Below are 15,526 nucleotides of genomic sequence, written 5' to 3' on the forward strand. Positions count from 1 at the left end.
CCTATGCGTCGCTTAATCCTCGGCCGGATTCTTCCGGCGCTGTTTCCGGTAAATGACACGGGCGAGCAAATCGAAGCCGCTTGCCTGATCCTCACGGTGATCGGCACCGGTTACTTCACCGCTCACTTCATCGTCGCAGGCGTGCGGGCGGTGCTCTCGTGAGCCACCGCGCTGTTTTCATCGCCGCCATCGCGCTGTTCATCGCTCCCGCCCTAGCTGGGGGGCACCTGGTTGACGCACCCGCTACCGCGGTCGAGCCGATCACGATCTATGTCGACAATCGCGCGCCATGCTTCGGCGGTCGGATCGGTCAGGCTCGCGAGAACAACGCGCGCATGACCGCCAACCAGGAAGCGCGCCGCCTGCGGAAGCTCGGCTACCGGGTTCGTGTCGTAACGCTCAGCGCCGGCATGGACCGCACCGCGACGGACATCAACGCCCGCATCTTTACGGCGATCTGCTGATGACCGGGCCTCGCTCCGACGCGCGGCGGGACGAGCCGTTGCTGTTCGTGGAACAGATCTTCGCGTGGCTGTCCTTCAACGATGGACAGCCCGTCCAGCAGGTTGCGCTTCATCTGCGGCGTACGGTTAAGCAGGCACGCGCCATCCTGTTTGGAGGGAAGCTGTGATGCGGCACCCAAATCAGGCTCGGGAGGTTCTGGATCTCTTCAGTGCCGCGGCTGGCGGCTGGTCGCTCGGGATGCACCGCGCTGGCTATCGCACGCTCGCCGCTTGCGAAGTCGAGGCATGGCGCCGCGCCGTCTACGCTGAAAACAATCCTCACGTCAGGCTCTACGACGATGTCCGCACCCTCACCGCAGACCGGCTTCTGGCAGATCTTGGGCGTCTCCCCCGATACGTCGTCGGAAGTCCGCCCTGCCAAGACATCAGCTCGGCAAACACAAAGGGCAAAGGCGTCGGAGGTTCGCGCAGCGGCCTCTACTTCGAGGCCATCCGCATCATCGGAGAAGTCCGCCCTCGTTGGTTCGCTCTTGAGAACAGCGCTAATCTCCGAACTCGGGGCGCTGACGCCGTCATCGATGCGCTGGAGGCAATCGGCTACGCCTGCTGGCCGTGCGTGGTTCGTGCTGGAGACATCGACGCGAACCATGAACGTCCCCGGGCGTGGCTCCTCGGCTGCGACCTTGCACAAGTTACCGACGCCAATGGCCTCGGACGGGATGAAGGACGGAGCGGGGGGCGGCTCGGGCTCGACTTGGCCACTGCGTCAGATCCTCAGCACGCCTCGGGCGTCCGACATGAAGGCGGGTGGCCATGGCGATACGGGTCGGATGGGGTCGGCGCGGCATCAGCTTCAGGTCGCAATGCTCCCAACACCACGAGCCTCGGACGCCGCTCATGGAGCGGAGGTGGCGAAAGCCTCGACGCCGGGGGCGACGGGCGTCTCGTTGGTGACGACGATGCACATGGCACAGGAGACGCTTCCGACGCCGACCAAGCGCGACAAGCGCGACAAGCGCATGGATGCGTGGAGTCCGGCGTACGACAAGCGGAAATCGCCGACGATGGACGCGGTGCTAGATGGGGCGCAGACTGGGCGCGCGCCGGACAAGTGGGCGTACGCCCGCCAAATCGCGGCGCTGCTGACCAAAGCGGGCCTAACTGGTCCCTCGCACACCTTGCCGATCACCTACGGCTGGATGATGGGCTTTCCGCCTGGCTGGCTGGCCAGCGCGTTCAGATCGGCGATGGCAAAGGGCAGTCTGCTGCCAGCCTCATCGTCGAGGCGTTCGGCGACGCCGTCATCCCCCAAATTCCCGAAGCGATCGGCAACGCCATAGCACGCACGGAAGCGGCGCTGGCGATTGTTTACGGACGCGCGGCATGACGCCCGACGACGTCGCCACGCTCGCCCAGCGGATCGCCGAGGAAGAGATCGGCGGCCCGCCGCCCCGCTGCACCGGCCACAAGGCCGACCGCTACAACGCCGCCTACAACGCCGTCGTGAAAGCGACCCTCGCGCTCGGCGGCGAAGGAAGGCTGATCCTCTGATGGCGCTAGTGTATCACGGCACCCCGTTGACCCCTCGCGGCGCGCTGATGGCAGTGGCGGGACGAGCGTTCTGCGTCAGCTATTTTCGCGCGGACAACGTGCATGACGTGGAGGCGATCAGCCCTTTCGTCATGTACGACAATGGGGCGTTTTCCTACTGGATGCAGGCGGTGCGGGCGGGAGCTGACCCGATGAACGCCGGTCGGCTTGATTGGACCAGCTATTACGAGTGGCTGGAGGATCGGCTCTTCGTGCCTGGGCGATGGGCGGTCATCCCCGATAAGCCGGCTGCGCCGTCACAGATGAACGATGGTCTGCTGAACGAGTGGCCGTTTGGACGGTCACTCGGAGCGCCCGTTTGGCATATGGACGGCCCGCTGGATCGGCTCGCCAAGCTCTGCGAGCGCTTCGACCGTGTCTGCCTCGGCTGGATCGGTGATCCAAAAAAGGAGCCAGTCGGCTGCGACGCTTACCGGCGCCGCATGGACGAGGTTGCGACGTTGTTCGGCAACCATTGGCCGGTGGCGCATATGCTGCGCGGAGTGTTGGTGGGCGGCGACTACCCGTTCGCGAGCTGTGACAGCACCAGCCTCGCGCAGAACCACCGTCGCTACCGCCAACCCCTTTTCGCTGGCTTGCCCGACGAGTGGGGCGGCGTGCGTGCCTATGCGGAAAGACTTGAGAGGACCGCCGCCTGATGGCTGATCCACCCTTCACGGGCGACTGGCCGTATTGCGCCTACTGCGCTCTAGAACTGCTCCAAGAACGCCGCGCATCCGTGGCGGCGCAGGTCGAGGACGGACGCATGTCGCAGGCCGAGGCCGACGCCAGCATCGCAGCCGCCCGCGCGATCGTGATGGAGTGGCACTGGATGCTCGACCCTCGCCTGCCCGCGCTGCCGGCCAGATGGGGAGCGGATCAGGACGCCATGCTCGCGCAGCTGCAACGACTCGCGCCATGGGCGCGTCGCCAGTGGGACGCCGCGCCCGAGAACAAGCACCGCCGCGAGCGTGCTCTGCTAGTTGAGGCGCTGCTGTGGCATCAGGATCTGGCCGGGGGCGACATGCCGCGCATCGTGCATTTCGGGCTGCTCGCCCGCCGCAACCCGTCGTGGCGATGGAAGATCGACCCGGCTGAGGACGCCGGCATCTTTCGAGCACTCGGCCTGCCGCTCCGGGCGGAGGTGCTGGCAGCGTGATCCAGGACAACGAAGCTCCTCGTCGTACGATCGTCGCCGCATGGCCTCGACTACTGTCGATCGAGCTGGCGGCGCAATACCTCTCGCTGAGCGCCTCAACGCTGCGCGCGGAGGGACCGGAGCCTAAGCGGCACGGCCGACGCGTGCTGTACGATATCCACGATCTCGATCGATGGGCCGACCGCCTCGACGGTCAGCCACTGGACGATCGCGCCGAAGAAGACGAAGCTGCCGCATTCGAGAAGCGGTGGATGGACAAGAGACGTGCCCGTGGCTGACGTTCCCTACACCTATGTTATTCGCAAGCCGAACGGCCGTGAATACTGGCGCTTCCGACGCGGCCAGCTGCATACCGCCCTGCCCGGCAAGCCCGGCGAGGTCGCATTCCAGAAGGAATACGCACGGCTGCTGGAGCTTTCGCAGGCGCCCGCGCCTACGCCGGCAGCAGAAGGGTCGTTCGCTTCCCTCGTCGCGGCTTACCGGGCGAGCGCCGAGTTCAAGGCGCTACGCGATGCCACGCAGACCGATTACGAGAGGACGCTAACCCTCCTAAAGGATGAGCTGGGCGAAGCGCCCTATCGTCTCGTCACGCAGTCGATGGTGAAAGCCATCCGCGACGACCTCGCCGCGACCCCTCGCAAGGCGCACAAGGTCAAGCAGATGATCAGCCGGCTCTACAGCTGGGCTGGCGAGGAGAACCTGGTCAAGGAAGGCCACAACCCGGCCGCGAAGATCAAGCGCCTGAAGGTGCGCGCCAAGACGATCACCCCGTGGTCCGATAGCGAGATCGCGCTCTTCCTCGCGCACGCACCAGCGCACCTCCGCATGGCCGTCACCTTGATGCTCTACACCGGCCAGAGGGTCGAGGACGTGGCGTCGATGGAGTGGGCGCAATATCAGGGCCGCTTCGTGCGCGTCCGCCAGTCGAAGACCGACGAGACGCTGGAGGTGGCCGTGCATCCGAAGCTCGGCGCCGTGCTCGATCCGGTCAAGATCCGCCGCGGCAGGATCTGCAAATCGGCGAAGGGTCGGCCGTACACGGCCAACGCTCTCCGCAAGGCGATCAGCGACCAGTGCGCGGCGATCGACGGCATGCCCGCCCGATCCTCGCACGGACTGCGCTACGCGGCGGCCGGCATGCTGGAGGAAGCCGGATGCACCGTCGGCGAGATCACGTCGGTGATCGGCCACCGCACCTACCAGATGGCGATGAAATACCTCACCGCGCGCCGCAACAGCGCCGCCGCGATGGCCCGGCTAGGCGAGCGGGCATGAGCGGGCTACCAAAAGTAGTGGAAAGGCGCCTCAGCGTCCCAGCTGTCGATTTTGAACATCCCGCTCGCAGGTGGGCTTTTGACAGTTCTTGCGGCGGCTATGACATGATCAACTTCATAGCCGGCAGATCGTAGCGTTCGGGCGCAAGCGACCGCGTGACCTCCGCCTGTGATCACATCATCAACCAGCACAACAGGGCGCTTAGGAAGGTCGCGCCCTATTTTCACGTTTTCAACGAGAACATCGGGGTCACGAGGCCCTCCATTTCGGGCCTTTGGCCATTCTTCTATCCAGTGAAGCGCATCCACTGCTTGGAATTTCGGCGCATGAATGACAATCGCTTCGGCTAGCGCGCGACCCTTCGCATCCGTTCCAACGGCTACACAGCTAGCGGAGGGGATCGGTACTAGCGATGCGCCGTCTGGATATATCCCCGTCAAAACCGAAGCGGCCCAGCGGCCCCATACATCAAAAGCGTTTGTGGCAAGCGCCGTTGAGATCTTGACCGTTCCGCCAGATGGACGAGGCAGCCAAGCATGCCCGTTTGCTTGCTCGCCTTTTAAAATCTGGATGAACTTATGAGCAACATGTTCAGGGTCGCGCCATGGATGCTCACCTTCGTAGCTGGCATAACCTCCGAATACATGCGCACTCAAAGTCATGAGGGATAAATCTCACCCAGAAGCGATGAGGTTGATTCAAGGATCAACGTGCGCGGCTGGCCTACAAACTTCTCAGGCCATGTTAGTTCTTGGTTCTCAACTACGCTTTTAGCGATCACGAGCCATCGCCCAAGCCTTTGACATTCCGCGGCTTGGTGGAGAGTGCCAGAAGTGTCGGATGCTTCGATGACCACACTTGCATCCGACAACGCCGCCATCGTCCTGTTCCTAGCCGGAAAATTCGAAGGGAAGACCCTCGTACCCGGCTGGAATTGAGAGATGAGCAGGTGGTCCCGGTAGATAGCTTCTTGCAAGGCTTTGTTCTTTGCAGGGTAGGCTTGATCGAGCGGCGTGCCAATCACCGCCACAACCGAGCCTCCCGCTTCGATCGCGCCCGTCAGAGCTTCTGTGTCGATTCCTTCAGCAAGGCCGGACACCACAACCACCCCAGCAGCGGCGAGCTGCCGGCCGAGTTGCCGCGCACGACGTCGTCCGAGGTCGGACGCTTTACGGGCACCGATGACGGCTATGCAGCGATTTGCCAGCAAGGCAACGTTGCCGGCGCAGAACAGGTTGGCCGCAGCGTTCAAGAAATCCATCTGCTTCGGAGCGAGCGTGTCGCGCCCGCCGATCGCAAGCAAGTCGCCGATTGCACGCTGCTCAACGGATACCGGCGGCACGTATTTAGGGCCGCGCGGTCCGCCAACGGCGGGCGCACGGCGAGGCCGATGTCCCTCGCTGTCTACCGTCATGGTGCTGCCCTCAAACACGAAATGATGTTGCCCGCGCAACGCCCGATTGACAAGCCGATCTTTATCCAAGGTGGAGCGATCGAACCGCACGACCAGCGAGCTAACGCTAGCGGAACAAAGAGCGCCCACTGCTAACCGCCGTGGATCAGACTGCTAACTCATTTCCGACAGGGGTTGACGGGATCGCAAAACCCCAGCATTTGCGCGCCCTCACCGGCCTCGAGGCGCGATGGCGGAGTGGTGACGCAGAGGACTGCAAATCCTTGCACCCGGGTTCGATTCCCGGTCGCGCCTCCAGCGGCCCTGCTCAGGCGGGCCGCGCCACCGGGACGATGTACCGCTGGCCCGATGCCGTGACGCCGGTCTCCACCGTCAGTCCATAAGTGTCGCCGACCAGCGCCGGGGTCAGCACCGCGTCTGCTGCGCCTGCGGCGATCACGCGGCCGTCGCGCAACAGCACGATGTCGTCCGCCAGCCGCGCCGCCAGGTTCAGGTCGTGCACCACCAGCACCACGCCGCTGCCGCCCGCCGCCACCGCCCGCAGCTGCGCGCCCACCTCCAGCTGGTGCGCGGGGTCGAGGCTGGCGAGCGGTTCGTCGGCCAGAAGCCATTCGGGCCGACCGGCCAGGACCCGCGACAGCAACGCACGGGTGCGCTCACCGCCCGACAGATGCTCGACACCGCGGCTGGCCAGTTCGGTCATGCCGGTTGCCGCCAGCGCCTGCGCCACCGCCGCGCGATCCTCGGCCGTTTCCCCCCACCGCCCTCGCCACGGCAGCCGCCCCAGCCCGACCAGCGTCGCCACGTCGATGTTCCAGTGCACGTCGGCGACCTGCGGCAGGAAACCGATCCGCCGCGCCCGCTGCTGCGCGGGCAGTCCGCGCACCCCGTCGCCACCCAGCATCGCATGTCCGGTAACGGGGTGCTGCAATCCGGCAAGACAGGCGAGCAGGCTGCTCTTTCCCGCGCCGTTCGGTCCCAGCAACGCGGTGACGCGCCCGGCGGCGAACGAGGCATTCACCGCGTGCAGCACAGGCTTGCCGCCCAGCGTCAGCGACAGGCGGCGCGCCGCAAGATCGTTCATGCCAGCCGCCTCCGCATCGTGATCAGCAGGTACAGGAAGAACGGCCCGCCCAGCATCGACATCGCGATCCCGAGTCGCAGCTCGCTGACGGTCGGCGCAAGTCGGACGAGGCTGTCGGCCAGCGTCAGCAGCAGCGCACCCGCCAGTGCCGACGGCAGCAAGGTCGCCGAGGGCCGGTGACGGGCGAAAGGACGGACGAGGTGCGGCACGATCAGCCCGACGAAGCCGATGATCCCGGCCGCCGCCACCGACGCGCCCACCGCCAGCGCGACGCCGACGATGATCGCCAGTTGCAGGCGACGCGGATTGATCCCCATCGATCGAGCCGCCTGCTCGCCAAGCGTCAGCGCATCCAGCGCCCGCCCGGTCCGCGCGAGGACAGCGATGCCGATCGCGATCAGCGGCAGGGCGACGCGGACGTCGTCCCAGCTGCGATCGGTCAACGCGCCCATCAACCACGTCACGATCTCGGAGGCGACGAACGGCGTCGGCGCCAGACTGATCGCCAAAGCGGTCAGCGATCCCGTGATGCTGGTCAGGATCATGCCCGCGAGCGTGAACAGGATCAGGCTGCCCGATCGTCCGGCGATCAACGCCAGCGCGCCCATCGTGACGCCCGCCCCGGCGAGCGCAAAGCCGGGCAACAACCACGCCTGCGTGGCGTAGCCGAAATACAGCGCGCACACCGCCCCGAACGCCGCCCCGGAGGAGACGCCGAACAGTCCGGGATCGGCAAGCGGATTGCGCAGATAGCCTTGCATCGCGGCGCCTGACATGCCGAGCGCCGCGCCGACCGCCAGCGCCAGGATCGTCCGCGGCAGGCGCAGTTCGACGATGATGATCGATCGGGGATCGGACGCCGTCCACGCGTCCAGCGGCACCCACACCTTGCCCGCACCGATCGACAACGCCGCGGCGAGCAGCACGCCGGCGAGCAGCCACCAGCCGAACCGCGTCATCGCGCCGCCTCGGCATGGACGTCGCGCAGCCGCGCCATTGCCGCGATGATCGCCGGCCCACCGCAATTCATCAGGCGCGCGGCAAACGGGGCGACCATGATTCGCCGGCCCAGCCGGACGAGCGCCGGATGGCGCTCTACACGCTCGCCACCGCCCTCCGCCGCGGCGACCGACAGCAGGACGCGCGGCGGCCGGGAGATAAGATATTCAAGCGGCAGGACGTCCCAGCGCTGCAGCCCGTAGATCATGCTGGCGTTGGCGAACCCCGCGCGGCGCAACAGGTCGTCGGGCAAGGTGCCGCCACCGGGTACCAGCCCGCCCGCGCCATAGATCAGCGCCGGGATGCGCCGCCCCGTCGCCGGGCGCGCCGCGGCGAGGATACGCGCACCGAGCACCGCACCACGATCGGCATGACCGACTGCGGCGGCGACGTCGCGCACCTGCTGCGCGCTTTCCTCGACGGTCGCCGACACGGGATATTGCACCAGGTGAACGCGCAACCGCGCCAGTGCCGCGACCGTCGCCGGCGCGACATGCCCGCCCGCCACCACGATATCGGGGCGCAACGCCACCACCTCCTCTGCCGTACCGGAAGTCGTCGCGAAGCGTCGCGCCTGCGCGAGCGGGATCGAGGTGGCGCGCGGATCGTGCGAGTAACTGCTGATCGCCACGATCTGAGCATGGTCGGCCACGTGCATCAGGATCGCGTCGAGGCAGGGATTTATCGAAACGACCCGCGGCGCACGCACGGGCGCGGCTCCCAGCAGCAGCGGCATCGCCGCGCCCAGCACCCATCGGGCCACTATCCCTGCCTTGCGCAAACCATCATCCCCCGCCGACCCGACCCGTTCGTCGTCGCGCGGGAATATCCCCCCGCTCGCCCGGCACACCCCGTCCGCGCGAAGGACAACCGCGATCAGGCAGGTTTCCTGGCTTCCGGGTCGCCACCCTTCGCCCGGCCTTCCCGGACCGCGAACGATCCAGTGGCGCACGTGGGAGCGAAGGGCTCGCCGGTCACAGTTGCGGGGGCAGCTCCGGATCGTCACCTACCGGATTCCCTAACCTGTTCGCGATCAGGCGATTACCCGGCCCGCACCGACCGGGCAAGCGCCGCGAGCAAGGGCACGTCGACTGGCGGCATCGGCAGCGTCGCCAACGCCGCGCACGTGTCCCATCGCAACGCCTCCGCCGCCAGTGCCTGTGGCTCCCCGCGCCACGCAGCGCATCTATACAGCAGCATCGTCACCGGCATGTCGGTGGCGAACCCCACCGGCTCCAGTGCCTGGTGCGCCACGTCGATGGCCAGCTCCTCACGCAATTCGCGCACCAGCGCGGCGACGGGATGCTCGCCCGGCTCGACCTTGCCGCCGGGGAATTCCCACAGGCCGCCGTGACGTTTGTCGTTCGGCCGCTGCTGCATCAGGCAGCGGCCGTGTCCGTCGATCAGCGCTGCGGCCACTACCAGCATCCGGGTCGATCCTTCCTTAATACTTGCCCGCTATTCTGGCGGCCATGCTCCGTCTGTCCACCACCCGTTCGTCTCAGGCGCGCGCGCCATTCGGCTTCGTCCGTTCGCTGCTGCGCCACCGGAGTGCGGCGCGACCGCCGGAGCAACGAATGACGCTCGCCGTCGTGACGCTCGTCGCGGTCGCCGGACTGCCGTTGCTCGGCGCGTGGCTGACGGGCGCACTCGATGCCGCCGGCAGCTATCTGCTCGCCACCCGCTGATCGGGACGGCTGACATTCGGACATGTGATTTAAGCGTTTATCAACCCTGTGGAACTAGGACAGTCGTTGATGGCCCTGTGAACAGGACGTCGGTGGGTACCGAAGATTTCACGTAGTTACTGGAGGTCGACATGCAGAAGATTCGTTCGTTCCTGAAGAACAGCAAGGGCGCCACCGCGATCGAGTACGGCCTGATCGCCGCCCTGATCGCCGTCGCCGCGATTGGCGCCATGAAGGGCATCGGCGGGCAGCTGGGCACCACCTTCAACAACGTGTCGGGAAGCCTGAAGAACTCGGGCTGATCCCGACAGGCTGATCCCGACAGAGGGCGGCGGAACTCCGGTTTCGCCGCCCTTCTTGCGTCAGCCCGCGCGGCCCATCTTCAGGAACTTCGCACGACGATCCTGACGCAGCGCGTCGGCGGTCAACGAGGTCAGCTCGCCCAGCATACGATCGATGCTGTCACCCAGCGAGCGGATCGCGCCGGCGTGATCGCGGTGCGCACCGCCCAGCGGCTCGGGCACGATCGCGTCGATCACGCCCAGTCCCTTCAAATCCTGCGCGGTGACCTTCATCGCCTCGGCGGCATCGGGTGCCTTGTCGGCGGTACGCCACAGGATCGATGCGCAACCCTCCGGCGAGATCACCGAATAGACCGCATGTTCGAACATCAGCACGCGGTTGCCGCTGGCCAGCGCGATCGCACCGCCCGAACCGCCCTCGCCCACCACCGCCGCGACCATCGGCACCCCCAGCGCCAGACAGGCCTCGGTCGACCGCGCGATCGCCTCGGCCTGCCCGCGCTCCTCGGCCTGGATGCCGGGGAAGGCACCCGACGTATCGACCAGCGTCACCACCGGCAACGCGAACCGGTCGGCCAGTTCCAGCAGCCGGATCGCCTTGCGATAGCCCTCGGGCTTGCCCATCCCGAAATTGTGGCGAATCCGGCTGACGGTATCGTGGCCCTTTTCATGCCCCAACACCATCACGCGCCGCCCGCGGAACGTCGCGAAACCGCCCAGGATCGCCTGATCGTCACCGAACGCGCGGTCGCCCGCCAGCGGAACGAACTCGTCGAACAGGCCGGCGACATAATCCTTGAAGTGCGGGCGCTCGGGGTGCCGCGCCACTTGCGTCTTCTGCCATGGCGACAGTTTGCCGAACGTGTCCTTCAGCAGCTTGTCCGACTTCGCTTGCAGCTTGGCGATCTCGGCGGAGATGTCGACGGTGCCCTCGGCCCCGGTGTCGCGCAATTCGTCGATACGCGCCTGCAGCTCGGCGATCGGCTTCTCGAAATCCAGAAATATTCGCATCTCGCGCAGCTAGGCGCGCTTTCGCAACGCGTCAACGAGCGGGTGGCGCTCATTGACCAGCTCGACCAGCCGGCGGCTGTCGACATGGGTGTAGATCTCGGTGGTCGCGATATCGGCATGTCCCAGCATCGTCTGCAACGCCCGCAGGTCCGCCCCGCCTTCCAGCAGGTGCGTGGCGAAGGCGTGGCGCAGGACGTGCGGGCTGATCCGGTCGGGCGCGATCCCCGCCTCCGCCGCCAGCGTGCGCACCAGCTGGAACAGTCGGACGCGCGACAGATGCGTCGCCCCGGATGGGAACAGGAAGGGCCGATCCGCCGTAACATGCGCGCGCCACGCCGCTACCGCAGCCCGCGCGCGGTCAGAGATCGGCACCAGCCGCTCACGCCCGCCCTTTCCCTTCAGGATCAGGAACGGGCGGTCGGGGTGGATCGCGCCGCGCGGCAACGACACCAGCTCGGTCGCGCGCAATCCCGAGCCGTAGAGCAGCTCGAACAACGCCGACAGCCGCAGGTCGGTCGGGATCACCGGATCGCGCGCCAGCCGCGCATCGATCGCGGCGAACAGCCGTTCGACGTCGCCGTGATCCAGCGTGCGCGGCAGACCGCGCTTCATCCCCGGTCGCGGCAGCGCGGGCGAGGGATCGTCGGCGCGGTCGCCATCGTCGACCAGATAGCCGAAGAACCGCCGGAGCGCCGCGGCCTTGCGTGCCACCGTCGCCTTGGACAATTCCGCCCAGCCATCCGCCAGCCGCTCCAGCGCGGCACCATCGGCGGTCGCCAACCCACCCTCCAGCGTCGCGGAGGCGAGCGTCAGGTCGCGACGATAGGCTGCCAGCGTATTGACGGCTGCACCCGCCTGCGCGGCCATCATCTCCAGAAAGCGTTCGATCGCGGTCGCGTCGCTCACAACCGTGCGATCGCCTCCGCCGCGATCATCCGCGCCTCGCCGTCCAGCCCCACTGCACGCAACGCCGCGACGATATGGAACAGCGCGGCGGGTGAGACATGCGCCCAGTCGTCCGCCTGCATCCCCACGGCGGCCAGCAGCAGCACGGTGCCCGGCTGCCCGTCCCCCGCCGCAGCGTCGATCGCGCGCGTCCAGCTATTCTGTGCGGCCACCGGCACGCCCAGTTGCTCGGCCAGATCGTCGATCGCGCCGCCGGGCAGCCGCCCCAGCCCCGCCATGCCGGCGAAGAACATCTGCCGCTTGCGCGCCGCCAATCCGCCGGACGGCGCGTAATCGGTGACGACGGAGGCGGGCAGTTGCGCAAGCGCGTCCGGATCGGCGAGCAGCAGCATCGCCCAGCCGTCGCTGCCGCCCGGCACCGATCCCTGCCAGCGCTGCGCGCTGCGATCCAGCCCGGCGGTAAGCATCGACGCGATCATCCGGTCGGCCTGCGGCTCGTTCGCGGCGGCGGGCAGCCGCGCCGCGGCGCGCGCGGTCAGTACCAGCCGGGCATGACGGGTGGCCGGGGTCTCGGCGGCATCCCACAGTTTCGCCAGCGCCGCGATCCGCGTCGCCCGGTCGTTGCCGACATAGGCATCGCGCAACGTCGCCGCCGTGTTCGCCAGTGCAGCCGGCGCATCGCCGCCATCCGCCAGCGCGGCATACATGTCGACCAGCGCCGCACTCGACAGCACGCCCATCGCCGCCGCCTGATCGGCGACCGCCGCACGCTCGGCCAGCGGGATCGCGGGGGCCAGCGCCTGCCATCCGCGCACCTGCGGGCCGACCGTGGCATAAAGTTCGTCGGGCACGACCACCCCTGTCGCCGTCGCCAGGCCGAAGCGCCACGTGGTCAGCTGGCTCACCGGTGCCCATTCGATCGTCACCGCCTGCCGACTGTTCAGGCCCGCGCCCATCACCTTCTGCGCCAGCCGCAGGTCGATCCCGCTGGCGATGCGCCGGCGGCGGATATCGACGACGAGCGGCTGGGTGCGCGCGGACCCGGTCAGCCCCGCGCACATCGCCCGCGCGACGATCCACGCGCGCGCCGCGTCACCCGCGCCCTCGGCAAGCGGGCACAATCCCGCCGGATCGGCGCTGGCCAGCGCCGCCTGCATCCACACGTCCCGCAACTTCGGCGTCACCCGGTCGCTGTCGACCGCCTGCGCCACCGCCCGCGCCGACACCGATTCGCCCATCCGCAGCAGCAGCCACGCACGCTCGGCGGCGAAATCCGCACCGTTCACCCGCGCCGGCGTCTCGACCTGCGCCACCAGCAGCCGGCGCAACGAAATGGACAGCCAGCGCGACGGCAGCGGCGCGGAAAGATATCGCATCAGCCGCTCGACATAGCGGCCGTCCGCCGCGCCGAACGCTTCGCGCGCGAAGCCATCGGCAGCACCGACCGCGGTCAGCGACCGGCGCGCGAACGCCGGCAACACGTAACGCGGCGTCGGGCTGGCGGTCGGCGACGGGAACGGCAAGGGGGGAAGCGGCGGCAACGGCCCCGCCGGGCTCACCGCCTGCACGCGCGGCGCGGCCGCCGGAGCACCGCCGGTCGGCGCAGGCGTCGGAGCCGGCGCGGAAGGTGCCGCAGGCGCAGCCTCGCCGAAGCCGGGCGGCAACAGCGATTCGGGGCGCTCCTGCGCGACGGCAGCCGCGGCGAGGCCCAGCGCCGCGACGCCGGCCAGCGCCGCGCGTTTACCCGGCGAGGTTGCCAAGTTCGACCGCCTTCTCGACGCGCGTGACCGGCTGCTCGGTCGCGCGACCCGCAAGGAAGAACAGCGCACCCAGCACGATCACCAGCAGCACCACGACGGAGACAATCAACCGAGTCATGGAATTCCCAACCTGCACACGCGCCCTACGCTGCCCCGGCCATGCGCGTGCGTGCTGTTGCCGGGGACGGAACGCGCTGTATAGCCACCCGGACGATGTTGCAAAGCCCGCCCGTCCGCTCCCGTCGCTCCGCGCGCCGGCCGCTCCGCTGGACCGGCCGGCCGATCGTGCTGGTCGGCCTGATGGGCGCGGGCAAATCGACGGTCGGGCGGCGGCTGGCGATCCGGATGGCGCTGCCGTTCGTCGACGCCGATACGGAAATCGAGGCGGCCGCGGGCATGTCGATCGCCGATATCTTCGCACAGTTCGGAGAGGAATATTTCCGCGACGGCGAACGTCGCGTCATCCAGCGGTTGATCGACGGCCGTCCCAAGGTGATCGCGACGGGCGGCGGCGCATTCGTCAATGACGAGACGCGCGCGCTGATCCTGTCCGACGCGCTGGCGATCTGGCTCGACGCGCCGGTCGAGGTGCTGGCGGAGCGCGTGCGCCGGCGCGATACCCGGCCGCTGCTGCGTGGCAAGGATCCGGTCGCGGTGCTGCGTGAACTCGCCGCGATCCGCAACCCGCTGTACGCGCTGGCGCATCTGCGTATTCCCAGCGCCAATGCGCCGCACGACGTGACGGTGCGCACGATCATGGAGGCACTCAGGAAATGACGACGGTGACGGTGGCGCTGGGCGACCGCAGCTATGACGTGCGGATCGAGGCCGGGCTGCTGGCGCGCGCGGGTGAGGCGCTGGCGCCGATCGCGGGCAAGCGCCCGGTGGTGATCGTCGCCGATGCCAATGTCGTCGGCCATCTCGCCGCGCTTACCGCCTCGCTCGACGCCGCAGGTGTCGGCCACGCCGAGATCGTGCTGCCCGCCGGCGAGGGATCGAAAAGCTGGGCGACGCTGGAGCGGCTGACCGACGAGCTGCTCGCGCTGGGGGTGGAGCGCGGCGACCATGTCGTCGCGCTGGGCGGCGGCGTGATCGGCGATCTGGTCGGCTTCGCCACCGCCATCCTGAAGCGCGGCTGCGGCTTCGTGCAGATCCCGACCACCTTGCTCGCGCAGGTGGATTCGTCGGTCGGCGGGAAGACCGGGATCAACGCGCGCGCCGGCAAGAATTTGATCGGGGCGTTCCACCAGCCCAGACTGGTGCTGATCGATCCCGACGTGCTCGACACGCTTCCGCCGCGTCAGGTCCGCGCCGGCTATGCCGAGGTCGTGAAATACGGGCTGATCGACGATGCGGAGTTCTTCGCGTGGTGCGAGACGAATGGCGGGCGGTTGCTGGCCGGGGATGCCGACGCCCGCACCCATGCCGTCGCGCACGCCGTCGCCGCGAAGGCGCGGATCGTCGCGGCGGACGAATTCGAGACGACCGGCCAGCGCGCGCTGCTCAACCTCGGCCATACATTCGGCCACGCGCTGGAGGCAGAGGCAGGCTTCTCCGACCGGCTGCTCCACGGTGAGGCGGTCGCCGCCGGCTGCGGTCTGGCCTTCGCCTTTTCCGCCGCGACCGGGCGGTGCACCGCGGAGGATGCCGCGCGCGTCGCGGCGCATTGGCGCGACAGCGGCTTGCCGGACGGGCTGACCGCATCCGGCATCGTCGCACCCGCGGCGCGGCTGGTCGATCACATGCGCCACGACAAAAAGATGGACGCGGGCACCCTGCCCTTCCTGCTCGCGCACGGCATCGGGCGCTCGTACCTCGACCGGACGATCGCGCTCGCCGACGTCGAAGCGTTCCTCGCCCAAACCGGACGTTGA

Annotated in this window: 22 protein-coding genes, 1 tRNA gene, 1 pseudogene and 1 riboswitch; of the genes and pseudogenes, 14 read left to right on the top strand and 10 right to left on the bottom strand. The window is 68.0% G+C overall.

The window, feature by feature from the left end; genetic code table 11:
• The first annotated feature begins 3 nt into the window (after positions 1–3).
• The 10 genes and pseudogenes from ASE95_RS17515 to ASE95_RS02930 all read left to right on the top strand — a co-directional run bounded on the left by ASE95_RS17515 (position 4) and on the right by ASE95_RS02930 (position 4,488).
• Positions 4–162, top strand: a complete 159-nt coding sequence (locus ASE95_RS17515; RefSeq protein WP_156347853.1) for a hypothetical protein — start codon at positions 4–6, stop codon at positions 160–162.
• A gap of 173 nt (positions 163–335) precedes the next feature.
• On the top strand, positions 336–464 hold the full coding sequence (locus tag ASE95_RS18415) for a glycosyltransferase family 4 protein (protein ID WP_162234657.1): 129 nt from the start codon (positions 336–338) through the stop codon (positions 462–464).
• The gene (locus ASE95_RS17520) at positions 464–631 is read left to right on the top strand and encodes a hypothetical protein (RefSeq protein ID WP_156347854.1); all 168 of its coding nucleotides are present in this window, start codon (positions 464–466) and stop codon (positions 629–631) included. The genes ASE95_RS18415 and ASE95_RS17520 overlap by 1 nt, the downstream gene beginning before the upstream one ends.
• Positions 631–1,134 (top strand): annotated as a pseudogene (locus ASE95_RS18535) (DNA cytosine methyltransferase); the annotation flags it as partial. The gene ASE95_RS17520 and the pseudogene ASE95_RS18535, both read left to right, overlap by 1 nt.
• Positions 1,135–1,372: 238 nt before the next feature.
• Positions 1,373–1,804, top strand: a complete 432-nt coding sequence (locus ASE95_RS18155) for a hypothetical protein (protein ID WP_235528219.1) — start codon at positions 1,373–1,375, stop codon at positions 1,802–1,804.
• A 43-nt stretch (positions 1,805–1,847) separates the two neighbouring features.
• Entirely contained in the window at positions 1,848–2,015 is a 168-nt protein-coding gene (locus ASE95_RS17525; RefSeq protein ID WP_156347855.1) for a hypothetical protein, read from the top strand.
• A 26-nt stretch (positions 2,016–2,041) separates the two neighbouring features.
• Positions 2,042–2,713, top strand: coding sequence for a hypothetical protein (locus ASE95_RS02915; protein ID WP_156347856.1), 672 nt, complete (start codon positions 2,042–2,044; stop codon positions 2,711–2,713).
• Positions 2,713–3,213: a hypothetical protein gene (locus ASE95_RS02920; protein ID WP_156347857.1), complete on the top strand. Its 501-nt coding sequence runs from the start codon at positions 2,713–2,715 to the stop codon at positions 3,211–3,213. The genes ASE95_RS02915 and ASE95_RS02920 overlap by 1 nt, the downstream gene beginning before the upstream one ends.
• On the top strand, positions 3,210–3,491 hold the full coding sequence (locus ASE95_RS02925) for a hypothetical protein (protein ID WP_056631193.1): 282 nt from the start codon (positions 3,210–3,212) through the stop codon (positions 3,489–3,491). The genes ASE95_RS02920 and ASE95_RS02925 overlap by 4 nt, the downstream gene beginning before the upstream one ends.
• Positions 3,484–4,488: a tyrosine-type recombinase/integrase gene (locus ASE95_RS02930; RefSeq protein WP_156347858.1), complete on the top strand. Its 1,005-nt coding sequence runs from the start codon at positions 3,484–3,486 to the stop codon at positions 4,486–4,488. Before ASE95_RS02925 ends, ASE95_RS02930 begins: the two co-directional genes overlap by 8 nt.
• Positions 4,489–4,493: 5 nt before the next feature.
• Here ASE95_RS02930 and ASE95_RS17530 read toward each other — a convergent pair whose 3' ends face one another.
• On the bottom strand, positions 4,494–5,150 hold the full coding sequence (locus ASE95_RS17530; RefSeq protein WP_156347859.1) for a phosphoribosyltransferase: 657 nt from the start codon (positions 5,148–5,150) through the stop codon (positions 4,494–4,496).
• The gene (locus tag ASE95_RS17200; RefSeq protein ID WP_200918723.1) at positions 5,147–5,992 is read right to left on the bottom strand and encodes a DNA-processing protein DprA; all 846 of its coding nucleotides are present in this window, start codon (positions 5,990–5,992) and stop codon (positions 5,147–5,149) included. The genes ASE95_RS17530 and ASE95_RS17200 overlap by 4 nt, the downstream gene beginning before the upstream one ends.
• Before the next feature lie 133 nt (positions 5,993–6,125).
• On the opposite strand from ASE95_RS17200, the gene ASE95_RS02945 reads away from it, so the two are divergent.
• A tRNA-Cys gene (locus ASE95_RS02945) sits at positions 6,126–6,199 on the top strand.
• Positions 6,200–6,209: 10 nt separating this feature from the next.
• On the opposite strand, the gene ASE95_RS02950 is transcribed toward ASE95_RS02945, so the two are convergent.
• The 4 genes from ASE95_RS02950 to ASE95_RS02965 all read right to left on the bottom strand — a co-directional run bounded on the left by ASE95_RS02950 (position 6,210) and on the right by ASE95_RS02965 (position 9,413).
• Positions 6,210–6,986, bottom strand: a complete 777-nt coding sequence (locus tag ASE95_RS02950; protein ID WP_056631205.1) for an ABC transporter ATP-binding protein — start codon at positions 6,984–6,986, stop codon at positions 6,210–6,212.
• Positions 6,983–7,945: a FecCD family ABC transporter permease gene (locus tag ASE95_RS02955; protein ID WP_056631208.1), complete on the bottom strand. Its 963-nt coding sequence runs from the start codon at positions 7,943–7,945 to the stop codon at positions 6,983–6,985. The genes ASE95_RS02950 and ASE95_RS02955 overlap by 4 nt, the downstream gene beginning before the upstream one ends.
• A complete protein-coding gene (locus tag ASE95_RS02960) occupies positions 7,942–8,748 on the bottom strand; it encodes an ABC transporter substrate-binding protein (protein ID WP_235528159.1) in 807 nt (268 codons plus the stop codon). Before ASE95_RS02960 ends, ASE95_RS02955 begins: the two co-directional genes overlap by 4 nt.
• Positions 8,749–8,847: 99 nt before the next feature.
• A riboswitch (cobalamin riboswitch) is annotated at positions 8,848–9,027 on the bottom strand.
• The gene (locus tag ASE95_RS02965) at positions 9,027–9,413 is read right to left on the bottom strand and encodes a (deoxy)nucleoside triphosphate pyrophosphohydrolase (protein WP_056631211.1); all 387 of its coding nucleotides are present in this window, start codon (positions 9,411–9,413) and stop codon (positions 9,027–9,029) included. It overlaps the preceding riboswitch by 1 nt.
• A gap of 391 nt (positions 9,414–9,804) precedes the next feature.
• Here ASE95_RS02965 and ASE95_RS02975 point away from each other — a divergent pair, with 391 nt between their 5' ends.
• Complete coding sequence (locus ASE95_RS02975) at positions 9,805–9,975, top strand: Flp family type IVb pilin (RefSeq protein WP_056631217.1); 171 nt, start codon at positions 9,805–9,807, stop codon at positions 9,973–9,975.
• A gap of 60 nt (positions 9,976–10,035) precedes the next feature.
• Here the strand turns inward: ASE95_RS02975 and ASE95_RS02980 are convergent, their stop codons facing one another.
• Genes ASE95_RS02980 through ASE95_RS17990 form a run of 4 tightly spaced genes read right to left on the bottom strand, consistent with a single transcriptional unit; the run spans position 10,036 to position 13,770 of the window.
• Complete coding sequence (locus ASE95_RS02980; protein ID WP_056631220.1) at positions 10,036–10,986, bottom strand: acetyl-CoA carboxylase carboxyltransferase subunit alpha; 951 nt, start codon at positions 10,984–10,986, stop codon at positions 10,036–10,038.
• A 9-nt stretch (positions 10,987–10,995) separates the two neighbouring features.
• On the bottom strand, positions 10,996–11,892 hold the full coding sequence (locus ASE95_RS02985) for a tyrosine-type recombinase/integrase (RefSeq protein WP_268795788.1): 897 nt from the start codon (positions 11,890–11,892) through the stop codon (positions 10,996–10,998).
• On the bottom strand, positions 11,889–13,652 hold the full coding sequence (locus tag ASE95_RS02990; protein WP_056631223.1) for a hypothetical protein: 1,764 nt from the start codon (positions 13,650–13,652) through the stop codon (positions 11,889–11,891). Before ASE95_RS02990 ends, ASE95_RS02985 begins: the two co-directional genes overlap by 4 nt.
• Positions 13,633–13,770: a hypothetical protein gene (locus ASE95_RS17990; RefSeq protein ID WP_200918724.1), complete on the bottom strand. Its 138-nt coding sequence runs from the start codon at positions 13,768–13,770 to the stop codon at positions 13,633–13,635. The genes ASE95_RS02990 and ASE95_RS17990 overlap by 20 nt, the downstream gene beginning before the upstream one ends.
• A gap of 95 nt (positions 13,771–13,865) precedes the next feature.
• On the opposite strand from ASE95_RS17990, the gene ASE95_RS02995 reads away from it, so the two are divergent.
• Positions 13,866–14,429: a shikimate kinase gene (locus ASE95_RS02995; protein ID WP_056631228.1), complete on the top strand. Its 564-nt coding sequence runs from the start codon at positions 13,866–13,868 to the stop codon at positions 14,427–14,429.
• Positions 14,426–15,526 (top strand): 3-dehydroquinate synthase, encoded by a 1,101-nt coding sequence (aroB, locus tag ASE95_RS03000; RefSeq protein WP_056631232.1) that lies wholly within the window; start codon positions 14,426–14,428, stop codon positions 15,524–15,526. The genes ASE95_RS02995 and aroB overlap by 4 nt, the downstream gene beginning before the upstream one ends.

This window comes from Sphingomonas sp. Leaf231, from assembly GCF_001421995.1.
Taxonomy (GTDB): domain Bacteria; phylum Pseudomonadota; class Alphaproteobacteria; order Sphingomonadales; family Sphingomonadaceae; genus Sphingomonas.